This window comes from Rhodococcus sp. WB9 (assembly GCF_007558985.1).
In the GTDB taxonomy this organism is placed as follows: Bacteria; Actinomycetota; Actinomycetes; order Mycobacteriales; family Mycobacteriaceae; genus Rhodococcus_F; species Rhodococcus_F opacus.
In genome coordinates this window covers 5,469,307-5,490,000 of sequence record NZ_CP041769.1, presented here as the reverse complement: position 1 = coordinate 5,490,000, position 20,694 = coordinate 5,469,307, and the positions used below count along the sequence as shown (strand labels likewise).

Here is a 20,694-nt window from a genome sequence, read left to right as displayed (position 1 = left end):
GGATGGTCTAGGGGGCCCACAAGCTTACCGAAATCAGCCAAACTCCGAATGCCGGTGAGTGAGAGCGCGGCAGTGAGACTGCGGGCGATAAGGTTCGTAGTCGAGAGGGAAACAGCCCAGATCGCCAGCTAAGGTCCCTAAGCGTGTACTAAGTGGAAAAGGATGTGGGGTCGCGAAGACAACCAGGAGGTTGGCTTAGAAGCAGCCACCCTTGAAAGAGTGCGTAATAGCTCACTGGTCAAGTGATCCTGCGCCGACAATGTAGCGGGGCTCAAGTACACCACCGAAGCTGCGGCATTCACACAATGCACCCCTTGATTCTGCGGAGTCTTGGGCAGTGGTGTGGATGGGTAGGGGAGCGTCGTGTGGCCATGGAAGCGGCGGGGTGACCCAGCCGTGGAGGCCACACGAGTGAGAATGCAGGCATGAGTAGCGAAAGACGAGTGAGAAACTCGTCCGCCGAATGACCAAGGGTTCCTGGGCCAGGTTAATCCGCCCAGGGTGAGTCGGGACCTAAGACGAGGCCGACAGGCGTAGCCGATGGACAACGGGTTGATATTCCCGTACCCGTGTGAACGCGCCCCTGGTGAATCAGTGATACTAACCATCCTGAAGCGTCCTTACGCCCCTTCGGGGCCCTGGATGTGGATGCATGGGACCTGATCTGGTAGTAGCCAAGCGATGGGGTGACGCAGGAAGGTAGCTGAGCCAGTCAGTGGTAATACTGGTGTAAGCCTGTAGGGCGAATGGTAGGCAAATCCGCCATTCACACAGCCTGAGAGGTGACGCATAGCCGAATGAGGCGAATTCAGTGATCCTATGCTGCCGAGAAAAGCCTCTAGCGAGCTTTCACACGGCCCGTACCCCAAACCGACACAGGTGGTCAGGTAGAGAATACTAAGGCGATCGAGATAACTATGGTTAAGGAACTCGGCAAAATGCCCCCGTAACTTCGGGAGAAGGGGGGCCTCGTCCGGTGATCACTCTTGCAGTGTGAGCTGGGTGGGGCCGCAGAGACCAGTGAGAAGCGACTGTTTACTAAAAACACAGGTCCGTGCGAAGTCGTAAGACGATGTATACGGACTGACGCCTGCCCGGTGCTGGAAGGTTAAGAGGACCGGTTAGCCAGCAATGGCGAAGCTGAGAATTTAAGCCCCAGTAAACGGCGGTGGTAACTATAACCATCCTAAGGTAGCGAAATTCCTTGTCGGGTAAGTTCCGACCTGCACGAATGGCGTAACGACTTCTCAGCTGTCTCAACCATAGACTCGGCGAAATTGCATTACGAGTAAAGATGCTCGTTACGCGCGGCAGGACGAAAAGACCCCGGGACCTTCACTACAGCTTGGTATTGGTGTTCGGTTCGGTTTGTGTAGGATAGGTGGGAGACTGTGAAGCGCTCACGCCAGTGAGTGTGGAGTCGTTGTTGAAATACCACTCTGATCGTATTGGACCTCTAACCTCGGACCATGATCTGGTTCAGGGACAGTGCCTGGTGGGTAGTTTAACTGGGGCGGTTGCCTCCCAAAATGTAACGGAGGCGCCCAAAGGTTCCCTCAGCCTGGTTGGCAATCAGGTGTCGAGTGCAAGTGCACAAGGGAGCTTGACTGTGAGACTGACAGGTCGAGCAGGGACGAAAGTCGGGACTAGTGATCCGGCACCGGCAAGTGGAAGCGGTGTCGCTCAACGGATAAAAGGTACCCCGGGGATAACAGGCTGATCTTCCCCAAGAGTCCATATCGACGGGATGGTTTGGCACCTCGATGTCGGCTCGTCGCATCCTGGGGCTGGAGTAGGTCCCAAGGGTTGGGCTGTTCGCCCATTAAAGCGGCACGCGAGCTGGGTTTAGAACGTCGTGAGACAGTTCGGTCTCTATCCGCCGCGCGCGTTAGAAACTTGAGGAAGGCTGTCCCTAGTACGAGAGGACCGGGACGGACGAACCTCTGGTGTGCCAGTTGTTCCACCAGGAGCACCGCTGGTTAGCTACGTTCGGAAGGGATAACCGCTGAAAGCATCTAAGCGGGAAGCCTGTTCCAAGATGAGGTTTCTCACCCCCTCGAGGGGGTAAGGCCCCCGGCAGACCACCGGGTTGATAGGCCAGAACTGGAAGCCAGGTAACTGGTGCAGGTGACTGGTACTAATAGGCCGAGGACTTACCACAAAGAAGCTACGCGTCCACTGTGCAGTATCTGAAACAACACACAGATACTCATTTCAACCCCACCGGTCACCCAGCAGGGTGACCGAGTTGAGGGAACAAAAGAAATTGAGTGTGTGACAGTTTCATAGAGTTACGGCGGCCATAGCGGAGGGGAAACGCCCGGTCCCATTCCGAACCCGGAAGCTAAGCCCTCCAGCGCCGATGGTACTGCACCCGACAGGGTGTGGGAGAGTAGGACACCGCCGAACATCCGTTACCGAAAGCCCCCCAACCATGTTGGGGGGCTTTCGGCATTCCAAAGGCACGAACACCCGTGCCGCGCCTGTCTTTTCACCCCGACGCACCGCCGGCCAGGACCTGCAGTGCGCGGGACGCCAGATGAAGATTCAGGCGTGTGTCGACACTGCGGAGATCACGCCCGGTCAGTTCGTGAATGCGAGACATCCGGTATCGCAGGGTGCTGCGGTGGATCCTGAGTGCCTGCGCAGTCTCGTCGTACTTGCCTCCGCATTCGAGGTATTGGGCCAGTGTGGCCGTCATCGTGCTGCGGTGTTCCCGGTCGTAGTCGAGCAGCGGGCCGAGCCATTCCTGCACGAATGCCTCGACGTCTCCGGTGCTGCTGTGCGAGTCGAGGATCCGGTAGACGCCGAGTTCGTCGAACAGGGCCACCCCACGGGGCGACAGCGACTGTTTTCTGATCTCGAGCGCCCGTATCGCGTGGGTGTACGAGTCGGGAAGACCACTGGGGGAGGTGCATTCGGATCCGACACCGATCACTCCCATCGCGGGGCCGAGTGACTTCTCCAGCGCTGTGAAGATGATGTTCACATCTGTCTTCGCATCCATCACGGCGGCGAGGACCCCGGTTCGGTGCTCGGTGTTGTGGACGAGGAGGGCCGACGAGTCGGAGGACGCCAGGTGACGCCGGAAGGCTTCCGCGACGGACTCGACGGGTGTGTCCGGCCCCCAGCGGACCACCAGGACGCGTTGCGGGGTGTGCAGGTCGTAGCCGAGTGCGTCGGCCCGGGAATAGGCGCTGTCGTCGTCGGTGCCGCCAAGTAAGTCGGCGCCCAGGTCGCGGCTCAGCCGCGCCTCCGCCTCGGCGAGTGATCTGCGATGCGACATGTCGACGGCGAGCATCGTCGCGGCGTATTCGAGGGCGACGGTGTCGAGGTCGGTGGCCCGATGTTCCGGGTCGGACAGATACAGAACGCCGAGAAGTGTCTGGCCGGGCCGGACTATCTGCACGATCCGGTTGTCGTGCCGCAGCGGGCGCCCTTCCATCGCGGCACGGCGCAGGACGTCGACTCGGTTCCCGCCGCCGATCTTGCGGTACCGCGAGGCCTTGTCCGGGCCGGCCCAGACGCGGAGGTTGCCGAAGGCATCCTCGATCCCGACGGCAAGTCCGGTCACGTGGTGGAGGGTCTCGGCGATGGCGGTCTCGTCGGCGCCGGTCGCGGCGAGGCGTCCGAACGTGTTCTGGATCTTCGCTTCCTCCTCGAGCCGCGCGACCCGCGCGCCGATCGCGGTGATCTCGTCCGCGGCCTCGCGCAATTGACGTTCCTGTGTGGCCGCCCGGGAGCGGAGCGATGCGGCGCGCAGGGCCGACCCCGTGTGCTGAATCAACAACTCGAGCAGCGTGGCCTGCACCGGGGTAGGCGGGTAGTCGGCCCGCAGGGTGAGCGACACCGGCCTCGACCACGAATCGTCGAAAAGCACGCGGTGTCGCCAGACGTCGTCGTCGTGGCGTTCGCCCGTCGGAGCCGACATGGGTTCCACCGTGAAGGGGCCGAGTTCGGGGAGAGCTTCGACCAGCAGGGCGAGGATCTCGTCCCGATTCCCGCAGTCGTGCATGTGCGCGGTGACGGCCAAGACCGCGGACAGGTTCGTCGCCCGCGGCGTGTGATCCACCCTCGGGTCTGGGGCTGCTTCCAGATCCATGGCTTGGAACTACCCCGTTTTGCGGCGTCGAAACCGGGACGCTGTCCGTTCAGGCCGGATTTCGGTGGATTCTTTCGTTCCGCCGTGACCATGTGGCGAGACGGATCAGCCGCCAATCTTGGTAACTGAGGGGTGGCACTATGACCCAATCCAATAATTGGCACGATCCCGATCTGAACATGATTCGCGATGTCGTCGCGCACACGTCGGACGGGTGCGAGGGCTGTCTCGCGCTCGGTACCCGCTGGGAGCACCTGATGTTGTGCCTGACGTGCGGCTATGTCGGATGCAGTGACGGATCACCGATGCGGCACGCGCGACACCACGCCGAACGCAGCGGTCATCCGATCGTCCAGTCGCTCCACGCGGGGGACAACTGGCGCTGGTGCTTCGTGCACGACGCCCAGATCTGCACGCCGTATCCGGCGACCGGCGCCCGGGTGGTCGCACCGAGCCTCGTGCCCGGACCGTCGGACGACCTCAGACACGGTCTCCGTATCGCGAAATCGCAGTGACGATCGCAGACCACACGGCGTCCGCCTGAACCTCGGGGGGAGCGTCGTCGAGCCAACGTGGGCGTACCAGGATTCCGCCGGAACGAGGCGACGTCGGAAGCGGTCCGGGAACTGCGGCGTAGGCGTCCGACGCCGACACCGGGGCGGACGAACCGTCGAACGAGGAATGAGACGTCTCCTCGTGTGCGCCGTGCCTGAGCTGGAGAACCTCCTGTCCCTCCCGTCCGCGCAGGAGGAAGAAGAGCAGCGGGTCGTCGTCGAGCACCCACGCGGCCTGATACAGCACCGCGGCAGCGTGGCGGCACGGCACGTCCCACTCCTCGCAGGTACACGTCGCGTCGGCGTCGAACATCGACGGCACGAGGGACACGTCGGCGGCAGCGAGGTCGTCGTCGAGTTCGCGGGGAAGCGTCCCACTCGACAACTGGGCGACGTGACCGCTCCGCGACGCGAGGGTCGCGAGCACCTCGCCCCACTGGCGCTCGTCCAGCTGGTCCACCCGGATCCGCACGTGCAGGCTCTCCTCGTCCGTCTGCACGTCCGCGGAGACGAGCCCGGCCGCGAACGTGAGCGGACCGACCAGTCCACCACGGGCATAGGCGCGTCCGCGTTTCAGCGTGTCCGAGTCGACTGCGGCCTGCTCGACATCGTCGACCCATCGCTGCGCCCACCAGGTCCCGGCCGCGGGTGCGGCGGCCCTTCTGCGCCGGAAAGCGGGGAAGCGTGACGGCGTCGCTCACAGATCACCTCCGAAGTCGTAGTCGGGGCTCAGCGCCACCAGCCGGGTGAGTTCGCGATCGGTCAGTTCGGTGAAGGCGTCAGCACCGTGTGACAGGACGGAGTCGGCGAGCTGTCGCTTGGACGCGAGCATGCCGGCGATGCTTTCCTCGATGGTTCCCGCGGTGACGAGCCGGTGGACGTCGACCGGGTGGGTCTGCCCGATGCGGTACGCGCGGTCGGTGGTCTGGTCCTCGATCGCGGGGTTCCACCAGCGGTCGAAATGGACGACATGATCGGCCCGGGTGAGGTCCAACCCGGTACCGGCGGCTTTGAGGGACAGGATCAGGACGGGAATGTCGCCGTTCTGGAAGCGTTCGACCAGTTCCTCCCGGGCGGGGACGGGTGTGCCCCCGTGCAGGAATTCGCAGCCCACTCCTCGCGCCGTCAGATGCCGTCGAAGCAGCCGTCCCATCGTGGTGAAGTGGGTGAAGACGAGCGAACGCCCGCCCTCCGACAGGTTGGTGTCGATCAGCTCGTCGAGCAGACCGATCTTGTGGGAGCGGCCGGTGAGCGCGGCGTGCTCCTGCCCGACGTACTGGGCAGGGTGATTGCAGATCTGCTTGTTTCCGGTCAGCAGCGACACGATGCTGCCGCGCCGCCCGATGCCGTCGCTCGTCTCGATCTGCTCCATGGCCTCGCGCACGAGGGCCTCGTACATTCCGGCCTGTTCCGGGGTGAGCGTGACGTCCAGGTCGATCTCCGTCTTCGGCGGAAGCTCGGGGGCGATCCCCGGATCGGACTTCGTGCGCCGGAGGACGAACGGCGAGATCAACGCCGCCAACTCCGCCGCGCGGTCGGCGCCGTCCTCGGCGGCCGAGCCGTCGTAGTGGCGGTGGAACTGCGCGTACGGACCGAGGAGGCCCGGTGTGACGCCGTCGAGGATCGACCAGAGGTCGCTGAGCCTGTTCTCCGCGGGTGTCCCGGTGAGCGCGACGCGGGCCTGTCCCGCAATCGTCCGCAGTGCCCGGGTGACGGACGCGGCGCGGTTCTTCAGGTGTTGCGCCTCGTCCGCGACGACCAGACCCCACACAGTCCGGGCGAGTACGTCGCAATCGAGCCGCATCGTCGCGTACGTGGTGAGGACGACGGTGTCGCTGCCGCCTGCGACCGTCTCACCGGGAGGGCGCCGCTTCGGACCGTGGTGGACGAGGACGCCGGTGCCCGGCGCGAAGCGTTCGATCTCCGTCGCCAGTTTCCGAGCAGAGACGCGGGACAGACCACCAGCGTGGGTCCTGCCGTTTCCGGTGTCTGCTGTCGGTGCAGGTGAAGTGCGATGAGGGTCAACGTCTTTCCCGGGCCCATGTCGTCGGCGAGACAGGCGCCCAGGCCTCGTGACGTGAGCCCGGCCAGCCAGCGGAATCCGGTCAGCTGGTAGTCCCGCAACTGAGCGCGCAGGGCTGCGGGGGCCGGCACGGCATCCGGATCCTGGTCGGACAGCTCACGCGCCACCGCCGCGGCCGCTCCGGCCGGCGTCCCCGGCGAGGGACGCCAGGTCGTCGTCCTCGAGCCGGATGCGGTGCGGCGCCTCGGCTCGCACCAGGTCTTCGAGCGGAGCCCAGTCCTGGGCCGCGCGGCGGAGGGCGTCGAGAACCTCGATCCGCGGGTCGGCGGCGAACGCGGACTCGGCGAGCGTCGATGCCGCCACAGGTCGACGGCGTCGCACACCACCCCGGGCCGCGCCACACCGTGCACCTGGACCGTCGCGTCGAACTCGCCGGCCGAGAGGTCGACCGCGTGCGGATCGACGGGGTCGATCCGCAACGACAGCGCGATCGCATCGGGTGCCAGGGCGTCCGCCCACGCCCGGAGTGCGGGGAAGGTCTCGGCGTTCCATCCCCGGTAGGGGCCGGTGTCGGCCGGTGAGTCGAGTCGCGGGATCGTGTCGACGTCAGCGGTGAGGAAGTCGCGCAGCACGTCCAGCGCGGCGGGGAGGCGAACTCCGGCGGCGGACGGATCCCCGAGTGGAATCGCGCGCGCTTCCGGCAGGAGGGCGGCGGCCAGCAGGCGCAGATGAAATTCGTCCTCGTCGTCGAGGACGCCGAGCCGCCAGCGGTCGCGGCCACTCGGCGCAACCGCTGGAAGGATCTTGCCCGCCCCGCCGTATCCGAGAGCGGTCCGGGTGCAGGCGGCCCCGAACGCGACCGATCGATGCGCTGTCTCGCCGGGTCGCAGTGCCAGGAGCATCGGCAGCGCGTCGGCGAGCGAGATGCTCTGCGTCGGAACGCGTTCCACGGTGCTTCCGATTGCCATCCGGTTGTGGGAATCGGTACTCGGTGGCAGCGGCCCGTCCGGGGAATCACGCCAGAACGCCAAGTGGGAGTCGCGCGGAGGATCGGACGGCACGAAGGTGGCCGCACAGGCGGCGAGGATGGGCCCTGCTGTCACTACTGCGCCTTTCGCCTCGTTACAGTACGCCGTACGTCAACGAGGCGGCGGACGGAACTGTTCCCGGGCGCCGTGGGAAGATCTCGGCATGGGTAGAAGCGCGACACCGGAGGGCGACCCCGCACGCACCATGGAGCTGCTCTGGGGTGGCGGCAGTACACCGATCTCTCGCCCCCGCAACGGGAAGCCGGGCCTGACGCTCGACCGGATCGTCGAGGCCGCGATCTCCGTCGCGGATGCCGAAGGGCTGGACGCCGTCTCGATGCGCCGGCTGGCAGCCGAACTCGGCGCCGGGGCGATGTCGCTGTACACGCACGTTCCCGGGAAGACCGAACTGGTGGAGGTGATGCTCGATCGCGCGCTGTCCACCCTCGAGCCGGCCGACGACACCGAAGCGGGGTGGCGGGAGCGTCTCGCGGCCGCCGCGCACGACTATTTCCAACTGCTGTGCGCCCACCCGTGGATGCTCGGCGTCGTCGCGCTGAGCCGGCCGGTCCTCGGGCCCGGCGGGATGGCCAAGTACGAGCGGGAACTGCGCGCGGTCGAGGGACTGGGACTGTCGGACCTCGACATGGATTCGGTCGTCACGCACCTCGACAGTTTCATCGCGGGCGCGGCGCGGGCCGCGGTGGACGCGGCCGCGCTCGCCGCCCATGGGGAGGCGGACCGTGAATGGTGGCAGCGCGTCGCTCCGCACTTCGAAAAGGTCTTCGACCCCGACCGGTTCCCGCTGGCCGCCAGGGTCGGGGCGTCCGCGGGGGAACACCACGACGCCGCGTACGCGCCCGCCCACGCCTTCGAATTCGGGCTGGCCCGGCTACTCGACGGAGTCGGCGCCCTCATCGTCGACGGCGGAACCGGCGGGGAGTAGTTCGGCCGGAACTGCCAGCGTGGTCGGTTCGACACGGCCGCGCAGGGTGACGGTGTCGGTGAGTTGCCACCGCGTGCGTTCGTCCTCGGCTGCCGCGTCGATCGCCCGCTCGGACGCGACGACGTGTCCGGACACGTTCTTGGCGAGTTCGGACAACCGCGCCGCCTCGTTGACAGGATCGCCGATCACTGTGTACTCGAACCGTTCGTGGGCTCCGATGTTTCCGGCCACGGCGCGACCCGCCGCCACCCCGATTCCCGCATCGCACTCCGGGACCTCGGCGGTGAGCCGTTCGCGGAGGGCCCGAGCGGCGGAGAGCGCGGCACCTGCATGGTCGTCGAGCGCCACGGGTGCCCCGAAGATGGCCAGCGCGGCGTCACCTTCGAACTTGTTGACGAACCCGCCTCGCAGATCGACCTCATCGACGACCACGGTGAAGAACCGGTTGAGCAGGTCCACGACCTCCGCAGGCGACCGGGTGGCCGCGATCGTGGTGGACCCGATGATGTCGACGAACAGGACCGCGACGTCACGTTCCTCGCCGCCGAGTTCGGGGTTGTGCCGCAGGGCCTGGGAGGCCACCTCCTGCCCGACGTGGCGCCCGAACAGGTCGCGGATCCGCTCACGTTCGCGGAGTCCCTCGGCCATCCGGTTGAACCCGGTCTGCAGCGCGCCGAGTTCGGTGCCGTCGTACACGACGACCTCGGCGTCGAGATCGCCCTCCGCCACCTTCGCCATGCCCAGCGACACCGAGCGGATCGGCGCCTCGGTGGCACGCACGCTGATCACGACCAGCAGCAGGCCGAAGAGCAGGATGACACCACCCAGCGCGAGGATCGACACCGCGAGGCTGGTCGGGCTCGCCGGCCGGATGAAACTGAAGATCGCGATGAGCATCAGACCGAGCACCGGAACACCCGTCCCGAGGATCCACGCCAGCGCGGTGCGGCCGGTGATGCCCAGGGTTCGGCGGGGTCGCGGTCCGTCCGATCCCAGTGCCCGGGCGGCGATGGGGCGCAGGGCGAACTCCGTCAGCAGGTAGCAGAACGCGCAGACCGTGATCCCGGCCAACGCAATCGTGAACGCGACCTTCGGAATGGTCTGGGGATCGATGAGGCCGTACAGCGTCGTGAAGAAGACCAGCCCGATGCCCCACAACGCCGCCTGGACACGCGTCAGACGCCACGGTGCGCGAAACGCCGCCGACCGGTCGTGGTCCGTGGGCGCGTCGTCCTCCGTCGCCCACCGGAGATCCGACACCAGGCGTTTGGTGCCCCACGTCACGCCGATCAGGACCGCGCACAGCACGAACACGGGCACCGCGACGAAGTTGGCGATCATGAACTCGCTCGACCACACACTCGGGCCGGGGACGACGACACTGACGAGCAGGCAGGTGATCACCGCGCCGACCAGGTTGGTGAACACCAGTGGGGCGGTCAGCAGCAGCTGGACACGGATACGCCGCCTGCGGGGACTCTCGTCCGGTGATCCGAGCAGCCACGACCCCAGCGGGGCGACGGATCGGCGAGGGCGGCGCATAGTCATTCGAGACTAGTCGGCACGATCCCTTAGGGTGGGCGGGTGCGCCTAGTGATTGCCAGATGCCGAGTCGACTACGTAGGCCGTTTGACGGCACATCTGCCCACCGCTCGTCGCCTGTTGTTGATCAAGGCCGACGGTTCCGTGAGCATCCACGCCGACGACCGCGCCTACAAGCCGCTGAACTGGATGAGCCCGCCCTGCTGGCTCGTCGAAGACACCGTGGAGGACGCCGAAGCGCTGTGGGTGGTGACCAACAAGGCCGGTGAGGAACTGCGGATCACCATCGAGGAGATCGAGCACGACTCCAGTCACGAACTCGGTGTCGATCCGGGGCTCGTCAAGGACGGTGTCGAGGCACACCTGCAGGAGTTGCTCGCGGAACACGTCGAAACGCTCGGCAGCGGTTACACGCTCGTTCGGCGTGAGTACATGACGGCCATCGGTCCCGTCGACCTGCTGTGCCGGAACGCCGACGGGGCTTCCGTCGCCGTGGAGATCAAGCGCCGCGGAGACATCGACGGTGTCGAGCAGCTCACGCGGTACCTCGAACTGCTCAACCGGGATCCGCTACTGGCGCCGGTGAGCGGTGTCTTCGCCGCCCAGCAGATCAAGCCGCAGGCCAAAACCCTTGCCACCGACCGCGGAATCCGGTGCCTCGTGCTCGACTACGAAGCGCTGCGCGGTACCGAGAGCACCGAGTTCCGGCTCTTCTGAGGCCTAGGCTGAACCCGTGCCCCGTCGTAAACCGCAGCGGAAGAACACACGCCGCAGTGCGCCCCCGGACGACTCCGAGGGGTCGCTGTTCGGTAGTGCGATGATGCGTCAGGAGTCCGGGCCCGCAGGCTACGCCGACGAGAGTTTCATCGTCCGCACGATCCCCGGGGCCCGGGCGACCAAGTCCTACCGGTGCCCCGGCTGCGATCACGACATCCGGCCGGGTGTCGCCCACCTCGTCACCTGGCCGGCCGAATACGGCGGAGCCGAGGACCGGCGGCACTGGCACACCGGGTGCTGGTCGGGACGCAGCACCCGGGGCCTCACGCGAAGGTGGTCCTAGCTTCCCGTCTTCACGGTCCGCTGATCCGCCGGCCGGTTCGCCGGATTCTTCTCGACGGTGGACAGCACCGCAGTGTCCTCGTCCGAGTTGTCCGTCTCGTCCGCGGAGTTCTTCCCGGACTCGCTCGGCGTGGAGTTCCGGTCGGCCGCACCGCCCGGTGCGGGCTTGCTGCTCGTGTTCTCGGTCGAGCGCTTCTCCGAGTTCGATGCCGCGGTGTCGGGCTGCGCGTCCAGGAGTTCACTCTCTCGGTTGACCGACGCCAACATGGCGGGAACGGAATCGAGCTGACCCCGAATTCCCAAGAGCTGCGCCAGGATCCGGCCGCGTAGCACGCGCAGTTCTTCCGCGAGTTCCTTGGCGTGGGCGATCTTGCGCTCCGACTGGTCGGTGGCCGCCTGCAGCCTGCGCTCCGCCTCGTGCGTGGCGTCCGCGAGACGGCGATGCGCCTCGGCCTTGCTGGTGGACTCGAGTTCGTTGACGGCCGTGATCGTCTTCTGACGACGCTCGGACATCGCGAGGTCGAAATCTTCCTGCACCTGCGACCGACGCAGTTCGGCCTCGGCGGCGAGGCGGTCGCGCTCGGACTGAGCGGCTTCGACGATCTTCGCCGCCTCCGTGCGGGCCTTGGCCATCGTCTGCTCGTGCTGAATCTCGAGAGCACTCCGGCGGTCTTCGAGTTCCGCGACCAGCGACTCGTACTGGCCGCGGAGCTGTGCGCCCTCCTGCTCGGCGACGGAGATCATCTCGGCGGCGTCGGCCTCGGCCTTCGCACGCACCTCGGACGCCTCGTCCGACGCGAGCCGGAGCATGCGCGAGATGCGGTCGCTCATTCCCTCCGCGGTGGTCGGCGGAACGGACAGGCGGTCGACATCCTTGCGGAGATCGTCGATCTCGTCCCGCGCATCGTCGAGCTGCTTGGCGAGATCCCGCGCCTGCGCCGCCGCGGCGTCGCGGTCGGCGGCAGTGACGCGGAGCTCGGCGTCGAATCGCTCGAAGTAGTTACGTACCTCGTCCCGATCGAATCCCTTGCGCACGGTGGAGAAGGGAAGGGGGATCGAACCACGGTCCTGCTCGTTTACCATGGCCGCCAATCTACCTGGGCAAAGTAGAACTTGTCTCTGCGCCTGGTACCCGGCGGCCGGACACAGCTCTAGTGAGTCGCCGACGGCTCGACGAGCTCGACGAGAACTCCGCCTGCATCCTTCGGGTGGACGAAGTTGATGCGCGAGTCGGCGGTTCCGCGGCGAGGTGCGTCGTACAGCAGGCGCACGCCGCGCTCGCGCAGCTGGGCGGAGATGGCGTCGATGTCCGTCACGCGGTACGCGAGCTGCTGGAGACCGGGACCGCTGCGATCGATGAACTTGGCGATGGTCGAGTTCTCGTTCAACGGTGCGAGAAGCTGCAGCGCGGTGCTGCCCTCGGGGGAGCCGACGACGCTGAGCATCGCTTCGCGCACGCCCTGCTCCTCGTTCACCTCTTCATGCGTCGACACCATGCCGAGGTGTTCGGAGTACCACGCGATGGCGGCGTCGAGGTCGGGAACGGCGATACCGACGTGGTCGATGGCGGTCACCAGGTCCGAGGACAGCGGTGACGTGGTCTGGGTGGGGGAGGACTGTGTCATGGTCCCGACGTTAGCGCTACCGTTTCGGTAGTTCTCGTCGGGATGTGACTTCTGTCGCCCCGCACCTGCCTACTCGTCTCACGCGGAGGAAATCGTGACCAGTTCTGTGATCGTCGCCGGAGCCCGGACCCCGATGGGCCGGTTGCTGGGTTCGTTGAAGGATGTGTCGGGTTCGGATCTGGGTGGGGTGGCGATTCGTGGTGCGCTGGAGAAGGCGGGCGTCGCTCCCGAGCATGTCGAATACGTGATCATGGGTCAGGTGCTCACGGCGGGGGCGGGGCAGATCCCGGCGCGGCAGGCCGCGGTGGCCGCGGGGATCGGGATGGATGTGCCGGCGCTGACCATCAACAAGGTGTGCCTGTCCGGGATCGATGCGATCGCGTTGGCGGATCAGCTGATCCGGGCCGGCGAGTTCGAAGTGGTGGTCGCCGGCGGCCAGGAGTCGATGTCGCGCGCCCCGCACCTGCTGGAGAAGTCGCGGGAGGGTTTCAAGTACGGCGACGTCACGATGCGCGACCACATGGCCTTCGACGGGTTGTACGACATCTTCACCGATCAGGCGATGGGGAGCCTGACCGAGGCGAAGAACGCGGAGGACGGGCAGCGGATCAGCCGTGAGGAGCAGGACACCTTCGCGGCGGCGTCGCATCAGAAGGCGGCGCGGGCCTGGAAGGACGGGGTGTTCGACGACGAGGTGGTGCCGGTGCCGGTGCCGCAGCGGAAGGGGGATCCCGTGCTGGTCGGCTCCGACGAGGGCGTGCGCGGCGATACGACGGCGGAATCCCTGGCCAGGCTGCGGCCGGCGTTCAGCAAGGACGGCACGGTCACCGCCGGGTCGGCGTCGCAGATCTCCGATGGCGCGGCCGCTGTCGTGGTGATGAGCAAGGCGAAGGCGCAGGAACTCGGGTTGTCGTGGATCGCGGAGATCGGCGCGCACGGGGTCGTTGCGGGTCCGGATTCGACGCTGCAGTCGCAGCCGGCGCGGGCCATCGCGAAGGCGTGCGCCAAGGAGGGGATCGAGCCGAAGGATCTGGATCTGGTGGAGATCAACGAGGCGTTCGCGGCGGTGGGGATCGCGTCGACACGGGAGTTGGGGCTGGATCCGGAGATCGTGAACGTCAACGGCGGGGCGATCGCGATGGGGCATCCGCTGGGCATGTCGGGGGCGCGGATCGCGTTGCATCTGGCGCTGGAGTTGCGTCGTCGCGGCGGGGGTGTGGGCGCTGCGGCACTGTGTGGTGGTGGCGGTCAGGGTGACGCCCTGATCGTCCGCGTCCCCAAGGCCTGACCAGACGACAGTCCGTGGTGGTGTATCTCACACCACTACGGACTGTCGTAGATGGTCGGGCACAATGGTCGGCATGGCGAACGTCTTCGATCTCAGCACCACGGCCACGCGTTTCCGATTTGTCGCAATTCTGGAGGCATTCACCTGGCTCGGCCTCCTCATCGGCATGGCCTTCAAGTACCTGCCCGCCGACGGCAACGAGATCGGCGTGAAGATCTTCGGGCCCATCCACGGCGGCGTCTTCGTCCTGTACCTGCTCATCTCGCTGTGGACCGCCCGCAAGCTGAGCTGGAATCTGGTCACCACCTTCTGGGCGCTCGTCGCCAGCGTCCCGCCGTTCGGCACCGTCGTGTTCGAGGTCTGGGCGGCCCGCACCGGCCGGATGGGCGAACTGTCCCGGACGGGCGCCGTGAAGAGCGAACCGTCGCTCGTCTGATCCGCGCCTCGGTAGGCACGGCCCGCATTCCGATGCGCGCTCAAATCGTGACAAACTGGTGGACGTGACTCGACCAGGTTCTCGTCCGTCAGCGCGTTCCTCAGCAGTGGCCGCGGCCATGAGCGGAGCAGTCGATCTCTCCGCCCTCAAGGAGCGTGCGGCCGCTCCACCCCCGACGGCACCCGCACCCTCCGGGGACGGCGCGGCCCAGGCCGCACCCGGGAGTACCGGACTCACACCCGTCATCGACGTCACCGAGGCGACGTTCGAGGCGGAGGTGCTCGTCCGGTCCCAGCAGGTCCCGGTCGTCGTCGACCTGTGGGCCACCTGGTGCGAGCCGTGCAAACAACTCTCACCCCTGCTCGAGAAGCTGGCACACGAGGCCGGCGGCACCTGGGTGCTCGCCAAGGTCGACGTCGATGCCAACCCGCGGATCGCCCAGGCGTTCGGCGTCCAGTCCGTCCCGACCGTGGTCGCCATCGCCGGTGGGCAACCGCTCGCCGACTTCCAGGGCGCACAGCCCGAACCGCAACTGCGTCAGTGGCTCGCCGCCGTTCAGCAGGCCACCGCCGGAAAGCTGTCCGGACCGCCGGCCGGTGACGGCAACGAGGACGAGCCCGAACCGGAGGACCCGCGTTTCGTCGCGGCCGAGGCCGCGCTCGACGAAGGCGACCTGTCGGCAGCCGAAGCCGAGTTCCAGAAGATCCTCGATGAGGAACCGGCCAACGCCGAGGCGCAGGGCGCGATCCGGCAGGTGCGTTTCCTCGCCCGCGTGCAGTCCGTCGATCCCGGTGCCGTCGCCGCGGCGGACGCCGCCCCGAACGACATCGACGCCCAGTTGCAGGCCGCGGACGTCGAGCTCTACTCCCAGGCCCCCGACGCGGCGTTCGCCCGTCTCATCGGTGTCGTCGCCCGCAGCGCCGGCGACGACAAGACGCGGGTACGGACGCGTCTGCTGGAGTTGTTCGAACTGTTCGACCCGGCCGAGCCGGTCGTCATGACCGCGCGCCGGAAACTCGCCGCCGCACTGTACTGACGAGGAACCGGGGTGAGTGCTGAAGGCACTCACCCCGGTCACCTCGTCTGATGGTCAGCTTCGTACGCGCTCCACCCGTCCGACCAGGAAGACGTAGGACGCGACCCCGACCGCGGTCACCACGGTCATGTAGACGAATCCCGGCGCGAAGCTGTCGTCGGTGACGAGCAACCCGATCACGATGGGCGTCGCGATCGACGACAGGTTGCCGATGAAGTTGAACATTCCACCGGTGAGCCCGAGCAGTCGTTCCGGCGCGAGCGCCGAGACCAGCGACCACGTGATCGACGCGAGCCCGTTGCCGAAGAACGCGATGGACAGGAACACGATCACCATCGCGGTCGAGTCGGTGAAGTTGGCGCCGATCATCGCGACGGTCAGCAACAGGCCCACGATGATCGGACCCTTCCGGGCGACTCCGAGAGACACTCCCTTGCGCAGCAGGAAATCGGAGAACACCCCGGAGAACAGCACACCGACGAGTGCCGCGACGAACGGCAGCGAGGCGAGAAACCCGGACTTGATGTAATCCATGTCCCGGTACTCGACGAGATACGTGGGGAACCAGGTGAGGAAGAACCACAGCGTCGACGTGAGGCAGAACTGCCCCAGGTAGATCCCCCACAGCTTGCGCCGGCCGAGGACGGTGGCGACATCGTTCCGGGTCACCGCCGGACGTTCGGGTTGCTGCTCGTCCGCGAGGTCGACGAGTCCGCCGCCGTCGCGGATCAGGTCGATCTCGGCGTCGTTCGCCCGCGAGTCGCGTGGCTCGCGATAGAACGCGTACCACACGGCACCCCAGACCGCCCCGATCGTTCCGGTCACGATGAAGACCCAGTGCCACGACAGCACGGACTGCAGCCAGGACAGGAACGGCGTGAGCAGGGCCAGTCCGATGAACTGCCCGGAGGTGTAGAAGCCGATCACCGTCGCCCGTTCACGCTCGGGGTACCAGGCCGTCGCGACCCGGTTGTTGATCGGATATGCGGGCGCCTCGAACACACCGACCAGCAGGCGCAACGCGATGAGCGCCACGAAGCCGCCGATGACCCCCATGAACGCGGTCGCGACCGACCACAGGATGAGGCAGGCAGGGTAGAGCAGTCTCGGGGGAATCCGGTCGACGAGCCATCCTCCGGGGATCTGCAGCGCCGCATAGGTCCAGCCGAAAGCCGACAGCAGAAGTCCCTGCTGCGCCTTGGAGAGATCCATTTCGTCCGCGATCGCAGGCATCGCGATCGACAGGTTTGCCCGGTCCATGTAGTTGATGACGACGGTCACGAACAGCATCACCGCGATGAGAACGCGCGCCTTCGACGCCTGCGCGGCCACCGTAGTGGACTTGCCGATCTTCTGGGTCTGCACCATTGCCCTCACCACTCCGCAAAGGATCCGTCGGTGTGGCGCCAGACCGGGTTTCGCCAGCGATGGCCTTCGGCGGCCCGTTCGATCACGTACTCCTCGTTCACCTCGATGCCCAGTCCCGGACCGGTGGGGATTCGGACCTGACCGTCCGCGTACGTGAACACGGACGGGTCGACGAGATAGTCGAGGAGATCGTTCGACGTGTTGTAGTGGATGCCGAGGCTCTGTTCCTGGATCGTCGCGTTGTAACAGCCCGCGTCGATCTGCAGGCACGTGGCCAGGGCGATCGGCCCGAGGGGGCAGTGCAGCGCGAGTGCCACGTCGTACGCCTCGGCCATGTGCGCGATCTTCCGGGCCTCGGTGATGCCACCGCAGTGCGACGGATCGGGCTGGATGATGTCCACCGCCCCGGACGCGAGGACGGTTTTGAAATCCCAACGAGAGAACAATCTCTCACCCAGCGCGATCGGGATCGGCGACTGTCGCAGCACGTCGACGAAACCGTCGACGTGCTCGGAGAGGACCGGTTCCTCGACGAACATCAGCCGGAACGGCTCGAGTTCCTTCAGCAGCACCTTGGCCATCGGCTTGTGCACCCGGCCGTGGAAATCGACGCCGATGCCGATGTTCGGGCCCACTGCGTCCCGTACCGCGGCGACGTTGGCGAGGCACTGGTCCACCTTGTCCCAGGAGTCCAGGTACTGCAGTTCCTCCGTGCCGTTCATCTTCACGGCGGTGAACCCCCGGTCGACCACTTCGCGTGCCGCCTTCGCGGTGTCCGAGGGGCGGTCGCCACCGATCCAGGAATAGACCTTGATCCGGTCCCGGACGCGGCCGCCGAGAAGCTCGTACGCAGGCACGCCGAGGGCCTTGCCCTTGATGTCCCACAGGGCCTGGTCGATGCCGGCCAGCGCGCTCATGTGGATGCCGCCACCGCGGTAGAAACCGGACCGGTACATGACCGTCCACAGGTCTTCGATCTGCGTCGGATCCTGTCCGATCAGGTAGTCGGACAGCTCCTCCACCGCCGCGGCGACGGACGCGGCCCGGCCTTCGAGCACCGGTTCGCCCCAGCCGACCACGCCGTCGTCCGTCTCGATCCGCAGAAACAGCCACCTGGGGGGAACGGCGTACGTGGTGAGTGACTTGATCTTCATGGAGTCCTCCTGTGCGGGGCTGTGGTGGTGGCCCCGGGGTGTAGGTGTCGGTTCAGGCGGCGTCGGCCGACCAGATGTTCATCAGGGTGAGGGCGCGGTCGCGGACGGTCTCGGCGCCGTCCCCGGGCCGGTACAGGCAGGTTCCGAGTCCCGCGCCGCCCGCGCCCGCGGATGCCCACTCGGCGAGGTTGGTTCGGTCGACGCCGCCGACGGGGAGCAACTCGACCTCCGTCGGCAGGACGGCCCGCCATGCCTGCATCCCGGCTGTCCCGACCGAGTCGGAGGGAAACAGTTTGATGCTGCGCGCTCCCGCACCGACGGCGCGAAACGCCTCGGTGGGAGTGGCCGCTCCCGGATACGGGTGCAGGTTCCGGGCAACGGCGGCGCCGATGACCTCCACGTCGGTGTTGGGCGAGACGATGATCCGGGAGCCGGCTGCTTCGGATCGGATCACGTCGTCGACGCTCAGTACCGTTCCGGCCCCGACGACGCAGACGTCGCCGACGGCCGCGGCCAACCGCTCGATCGAGTCGAACGGTCGCGGCGAGTTCAGCGGGACCTCGATCGCGGTGAACCCGGCGTCAACGAGGGCCGAGCCGACGGCGACGATCTCGTCCGGGGTGATGCCGCGCAGAATGGCGATCAAACCGGTCCTGGTTGTGGTGGCTGTGCTGCTCATAGGGACTCCTTCTCGGGATTCGTGGATGGCGCCGGGTCGACCAGCCCCGCATCGACCGCCACGCGCCACAGACCCTGTGCGGCGGCCTCCTCGGCGACGATGTCGGCGGCCACGCCGTGAACGCGCAGTCCGGCTGCGTAGCGTCGGCAGAGATCGGCGTTTCCGCACAACAGGATTCGGCTTCCGGCGGCGTAGTGGGGCAGGAGATGCCGGACCTCGTCGGCGATGATCACGCCCGAGACGTAGTCGGGAAGCGACGCCGGATCGAGGAGTCCGTCGAGCACGAGGGCTCGTGCTCCGAACAGCTCCGCGGGTAGTCCGCGACGCGGTGTCGACATTCCGGTGGCGAGGCCCCGCTCGAACGCGGCGTCGTCCCGCACCTCTGCGGTTGCCGTTCGGCCGAGGATGCCGTGCTGGATCACCAGGCCGTACAACTCGCCCGACATCGATGTGGCGAACGAGACGATCTTGCGGTTCTCGACTCGTGCCCACTTGCTGTGTGTTCCGGGGAGCACGATCGTGAGTGGTCGGTCGGTCGGCGGGAGCAGGCCCAATGCTCCGATGATCTGCGTCTCCTCGCCCCGCATGACGTCGCCGGCCACCGCGCCGTCGGCCGAGGGTGCGACACGCAGGCCGGGTACGAGATGCAGTACTCCGCGCGAATGAGGAACCGTCGTCAGATCGCCGGCGTCGATCGCGAGATCGGTCGGCGTGGTCAGATAGCCGGCTTCATGCCAACCCTGGGCGCTGCCGACCATGCCGCAGGCGATCGCCGGGAGACCGGGGGTGGCCGCGATCCAGTCGCCGCAGGCCTCGTCGAACGCGGCTTCGTAGTCACGCGTGCGCGATGCGGGGTTGTCTCCGGCGGTGCCGAGCAATCCGAAGTCCGGCCGGCGAACGTCCAGAATGCGGCCGCCGTCGCCGAGGAGCCAGGCACGCTGTGACGACGTACCCCAGTCGAGGGCGATCAGGCGCGGTGTCGATGTGTCGGGGGTGTTCTGGATCACGCGAACCACTATCGGACGTGAATCCCATAATGACGAACACGGTCCCTATATGTGGGACAGTGTGGTGTGGCGAATCCGACGTACGACATTCCCCCCGGCACTCAGACGCTCGCGAGGGGGCTGGCCGTCATCCGCGCCGTCTCCGACGGCGCGCAGGATCTCCGCGCGGTCGTCGAGAGCACCGGGCTGGGACGCAGCACCACCCACCGGCTCGTGCAGTTGCTGGTCCACGAGGGATATCTCCGGAGCGGAAGCCGCGGCTACACACTCGGCCCGACGTTGATCGAATTGGGTTTCAAGGCCCTCCACGGCAACCCACTGCCGGTCGTCGCGCGCCCGATTCTCGAAGAGCTGTCGGCGCACGTCCACGACACCGTGCACCTGGCGGTCGAGGACGGCGGATCGGTGCTGTATCTCGACAAATTGCCGGGGTCTCGGGGTGCCGAGATGCGCTCCCGCATCGGTCACCGCATGCCGCTGACCCGCGCCGGTGTCGGAAAGGCGCTGCTGCTGGACTCGGCCGACCGCTGGGATGCGCTGTACGAGAGCGACGCCGCACACGCGCAGCGGCCACCGAGCCCCCGCGGAGTGGCGGACTTCCGCGCGCGCATGGAGGACTATGCGCGGAGGGGCGCGGCGATGGACCTCGAGGATAACGAACCCGGAATCCGCTGTGTGGCGGCACCGGTGCGGGACGCGTCGTGCGCGATCGTCGGTGCGATCAGCGTGTCGGCCACGAGCCCGTACATGCCGGACGAGCGCATGCGCGGACTCGTGCCGGTCGTGTGCCGGGCCGCGGGGCGGATCTCCGCGGCGCTCGGCTACCGGGAGATCTGAGACGGCGATC

General features: G+C 66.8%; 18 protein-coding genes, 2 rRNA genes and 1 pseudogene (1 of these 21 only partly in view). 10 read left to right on the top strand and 11 right to left on the bottom strand.

Annotated elements, in window-relative coordinates:
• Together FND50_RS25645 and rrf are read left to right on the top strand one after the other, a co-directional pair.
• Positions 1-2,161: ribosomal RNA gene (locus FND50_RS25645) — 23S ribosomal RNA — on the top strand (it extends 971 nt beyond the left edge of the window).
• Between the two features lie 131 nt (positions 2,162-2,292).
• Positions 2,293-2,409 (top strand): 5S ribosomal RNA (gene rrf / locus FND50_RS25640).
• Between the two features lie 82 nt (positions 2,410-2,491).
• On the opposite strand, the gene FND50_RS25635 is transcribed toward rrf, so the two are convergent.
• Complete coding sequence (locus FND50_RS25635; protein WP_144287551.1) at positions 2,492-4,102, bottom strand: CdaR family transcriptional regulator; 1,611 nt, start codon at positions 4,100-4,102, stop codon at positions 2,492-2,494.
• 140 nt (positions 4,103-4,242) lie between these two features.
• Here FND50_RS25635 and FND50_RS25630 point away from each other — a divergent pair, with 140 nt between their 5' ends.
• Positions 4,243-4,617 carry a UBP-type zinc finger domain-containing protein gene (locus FND50_RS25630; RefSeq protein ID WP_009474161.1) on the top strand — a complete coding sequence of 125 codons (375 nt, stop codon included), beginning with the start codon at positions 4,243-4,245 and terminating at the stop codon, positions 4,615-4,617.
• On the opposite strand, the gene FND50_RS25625 is transcribed toward FND50_RS25630, so the two are convergent.
• The 3 genes and pseudogenes from FND50_RS25625 to FND50_RS37885 all read right to left on the bottom strand — a co-directional run.
• Entirely contained in the window at positions 4,583-5,155 is a 573-nt protein-coding gene (locus tag FND50_RS25625; protein ID WP_260850698.1) for an SWIM zinc finger family protein, read from the bottom strand. The two genes, FND50_RS25630 and FND50_RS25625, sit on opposite strands and share 35 nt — an antisense overlap.
• A 198-nt stretch (positions 5,156-5,353) precedes the next feature.
• Positions 5,354-5,980, bottom strand: a complete 627-nt coding sequence (locus FND50_RS37115) for a DEAD/DEAH box helicase (RefSeq protein ID WP_260851062.1) — start codon at positions 5,978-5,980, stop codon at positions 5,354-5,356.
• A 15-nt stretch (positions 5,981-5,995) separates the two neighbouring features.
• A pseudogene (locus tag FND50_RS37885) lies at positions 5,996-7,581 on the bottom strand (DEAD/DEAH box helicase); the annotation flags it as partial.
• Positions 7,582-7,870: 289 nt separating this feature from the next.
• Here FND50_RS37885 and FND50_RS25615 point away from each other — a divergent pair.
• Positions 7,871-8,653, top strand: a complete 783-nt coding sequence (locus FND50_RS25615) for a TetR/AcrR family transcriptional regulator (protein ID WP_144287550.1) — start codon at positions 7,871-7,873, stop codon at positions 8,651-8,653.
• Here the strand turns inward: FND50_RS25615 and FND50_RS25610 are convergent.
• Positions 8,600-10,195: an adenylate/guanylate cyclase domain-containing protein gene (locus FND50_RS25610; protein WP_186301348.1), complete on the bottom strand. Its 1,596-nt coding sequence runs from the start codon at positions 10,193-10,195 to the stop codon at positions 8,600-8,602. The two genes, FND50_RS25615 and FND50_RS25610, sit on opposite strands and share 54 nt — an antisense overlap.
• Positions 10,196-10,237: 42 nt before the next feature.
• On the opposite strand from FND50_RS25610, the gene nucS reads away from it, so the two are divergent.
• Both nucS and FND50_RS25600 read left to right on the top strand, forming a co-directional pair.
• Positions 10,238-10,912 carry an endonuclease NucS gene (gene nucS / locus FND50_RS25605; protein WP_005248359.1) on the top strand — a complete coding sequence of 225 codons (675 nt, stop codon included), beginning with the start codon at positions 10,238-10,240 and terminating at the stop codon, positions 10,910-10,912.
• A 16-nt stretch (positions 10,913-10,928) separates the two neighbouring features.
• Positions 10,929-11,255, top strand: coding sequence for a hypothetical protein (locus FND50_RS25600; RefSeq protein ID WP_005262055.1), 327 nt, complete (start codon positions 10,929-10,931; stop codon positions 11,253-11,255).
• Here FND50_RS25600 and FND50_RS25595 read toward each other — a convergent pair.
• Together FND50_RS25595 and mce are read right to left on the bottom strand one after the other, a co-directional pair.
• The gene (locus tag FND50_RS25595) at positions 11,252-12,337 is read right to left on the bottom strand and encodes a hypothetical protein (protein WP_144287548.1); all 1,086 of its coding nucleotides are present in this window, start codon (positions 12,335-12,337) and stop codon (positions 11,252-11,254) included. The two genes, FND50_RS25600 and FND50_RS25595, sit on opposite strands and share 4 nt — an antisense overlap.
• 68 nt (positions 12,338-12,405) lie before the next feature.
• Positions 12,406-12,879, bottom strand: a complete 474-nt coding sequence (gene mce / locus FND50_RS25590; protein ID WP_005248354.1) for a methylmalonyl-CoA epimerase — start codon at positions 12,877-12,879, stop codon at positions 12,406-12,408.
• Positions 12,880-12,973: 94 nt separating this feature from the next.
• Between mce and FND50_RS25585 the strand changes: the two genes are divergently transcribed.
• The 3 genes from FND50_RS25585 (at position 12,974) to FND50_RS25575 (ending at position 15,639) form a co-directional block, all read left to right on the top strand.
• Positions 12,974-14,167, top strand: a complete 1,194-nt coding sequence (locus FND50_RS25585; protein ID WP_144287547.1) for an acetyl-CoA C-acetyltransferase — start codon at positions 12,974-12,976, stop codon at positions 14,165-14,167.
• A 64-nt stretch (positions 14,168-14,231) separates the two neighbouring features.
• Positions 14,232-14,603, top strand: a complete 372-nt coding sequence (locus tag FND50_RS25580) for a DUF3817 domain-containing protein (protein WP_144287546.1) — start codon at positions 14,232-14,234, stop codon at positions 14,601-14,603.
• A gap of 118 nt (positions 14,604-14,721) precedes the next feature.
• Positions 14,722-15,639, top strand: coding sequence for a tetratricopeptide repeat protein (locus FND50_RS25575; RefSeq protein ID WP_144287545.1), 918 nt, complete (start codon positions 14,722-14,724; stop codon positions 15,637-15,639).
• A 54-nt stretch (positions 15,640-15,693) separates the two neighbouring features.
• Here FND50_RS25575 and FND50_RS25570 read toward each other — a convergent pair whose 3' ends face one another.
• Genes FND50_RS25570 through FND50_RS25555 form a run of 4 tightly spaced genes read right to left on the bottom strand, consistent with a single transcriptional unit; the run spans position 15,694 to position 19,847 of the window.
• Complete coding sequence (locus FND50_RS25570; protein WP_005262050.1) at positions 15,694-17,007, bottom strand: MFS transporter; 1,314 nt, start codon at positions 17,005-17,007, stop codon at positions 15,694-15,696.
• 5 nt (positions 17,008-17,012) lie between these two features.
• Positions 17,013-18,161 carry a galactonate dehydratase gene (gene dgoD / locus FND50_RS25565; protein ID WP_005262049.1) on the bottom strand — a complete coding sequence of 383 codons (1,149 nt, stop codon included), beginning with the start codon at positions 18,159-18,161 and terminating at the stop codon, positions 17,013-17,015.
• 52 nt (positions 18,162-18,213) lie between these two features.
• Entirely contained in the window at positions 18,214-18,840 is a 627-nt protein-coding gene (locus FND50_RS25560; RefSeq protein ID WP_144287544.1) for a 2-dehydro-3-deoxy-6-phosphogalactonate aldolase, read from the bottom strand.
• The gene (locus FND50_RS25555) at positions 18,837-19,847 is read right to left on the bottom strand and encodes a 2-dehydro-3-deoxygalactonokinase (RefSeq protein WP_144287543.1); all 1,011 of its coding nucleotides are present in this window, start codon (positions 19,845-19,847) and stop codon (positions 18,837-18,839) included. The genes FND50_RS25560 and FND50_RS25555 overlap by 4 nt, the downstream gene beginning before the upstream one ends.
• A 51-nt stretch (positions 19,848-19,898) precedes the next feature.
• Between FND50_RS25555 and FND50_RS25550 the strand changes: the two genes are divergently transcribed.
• The gene (locus FND50_RS25550) at positions 19,899-20,684 is read left to right on the top strand and encodes an IclR family transcriptional regulator (RefSeq protein WP_144287542.1); all 786 of its coding nucleotides are present in this window, start codon (positions 19,899-19,901) and stop codon (positions 20,682-20,684) included.
• The last annotated feature ends 10 nt before the right edge of the window (positions 20,685-20,694 follow it).

Coding starts and splice junctions, on each gene's coding strand:
- FND50_RS25635 (WP_144287551.1), bottom strand. CDS start 4,102: ATGGATCTGGAAGCAGCCCCAGACCCGAGGGTGGATCACACGCCGCGG.
- FND50_RS25630 (WP_009474161.1), top strand. CDS start 4,243: ATGACCCAATCCAATAATTGGCACGATCCCGATCTGAACATGATTCGC.
- FND50_RS25615 (WP_144287550.1), top strand. CDS start 7,871: ATGGGTAGAAGCGCGACACCGGAGGGCGACCCCGCACGCACCATGGAG.
- FND50_RS25610 (WP_186301348.1), bottom strand. CDS start 10,195: ATGCGCCGCCCTCGCCGATCCGTCGCCCCGCTGGGGTCGTGGCTGCTC.
- FND50_RS25595 (WP_144287548.1), bottom strand. CDS start 12,337: ATGGTAAACGAGCAGGACCGTGGTTCGATCCCCCTTCCCTTCTCCACC.
- mce (WP_005248354.1), bottom strand. CDS start 12,879: ATGACACAGTCCTCCCCCACCCAGACCACGTCACCGCTGTCCTCGGAC.
- FND50_RS25580 (WP_144287546.1), top strand. CDS start 14,232: ATGGTCGGCATGGCGAACGTCTTCGATCTCAGCACCACGGCCACGCGT.
- FND50_RS25575 (WP_144287545.1), top strand. CDS start 14,722: ATGAGCGGAGCAGTCGATCTCTCCGCCCTCAAGGAGCGTGCGGCCGCT.
- FND50_RS25570 (WP_005262050.1), bottom strand. CDS start 17,007: ATGGTGCAGACCCAGAAGATCGGCAAGTCCACTACGGTGGCCGCGCAG.
- dgoD (WP_005262049.1), bottom strand. CDS start 18,161: ATGAAGATCAAGTCACTCACCACGTACGCCGTTCCCCCCAGGTGGCTG.
- FND50_RS25560 (WP_144287544.1), bottom strand. CDS start 18,840: ATGAGCAGCACAGCCACCACAACCAGGACCGGTTTGATCGCCATTCTG.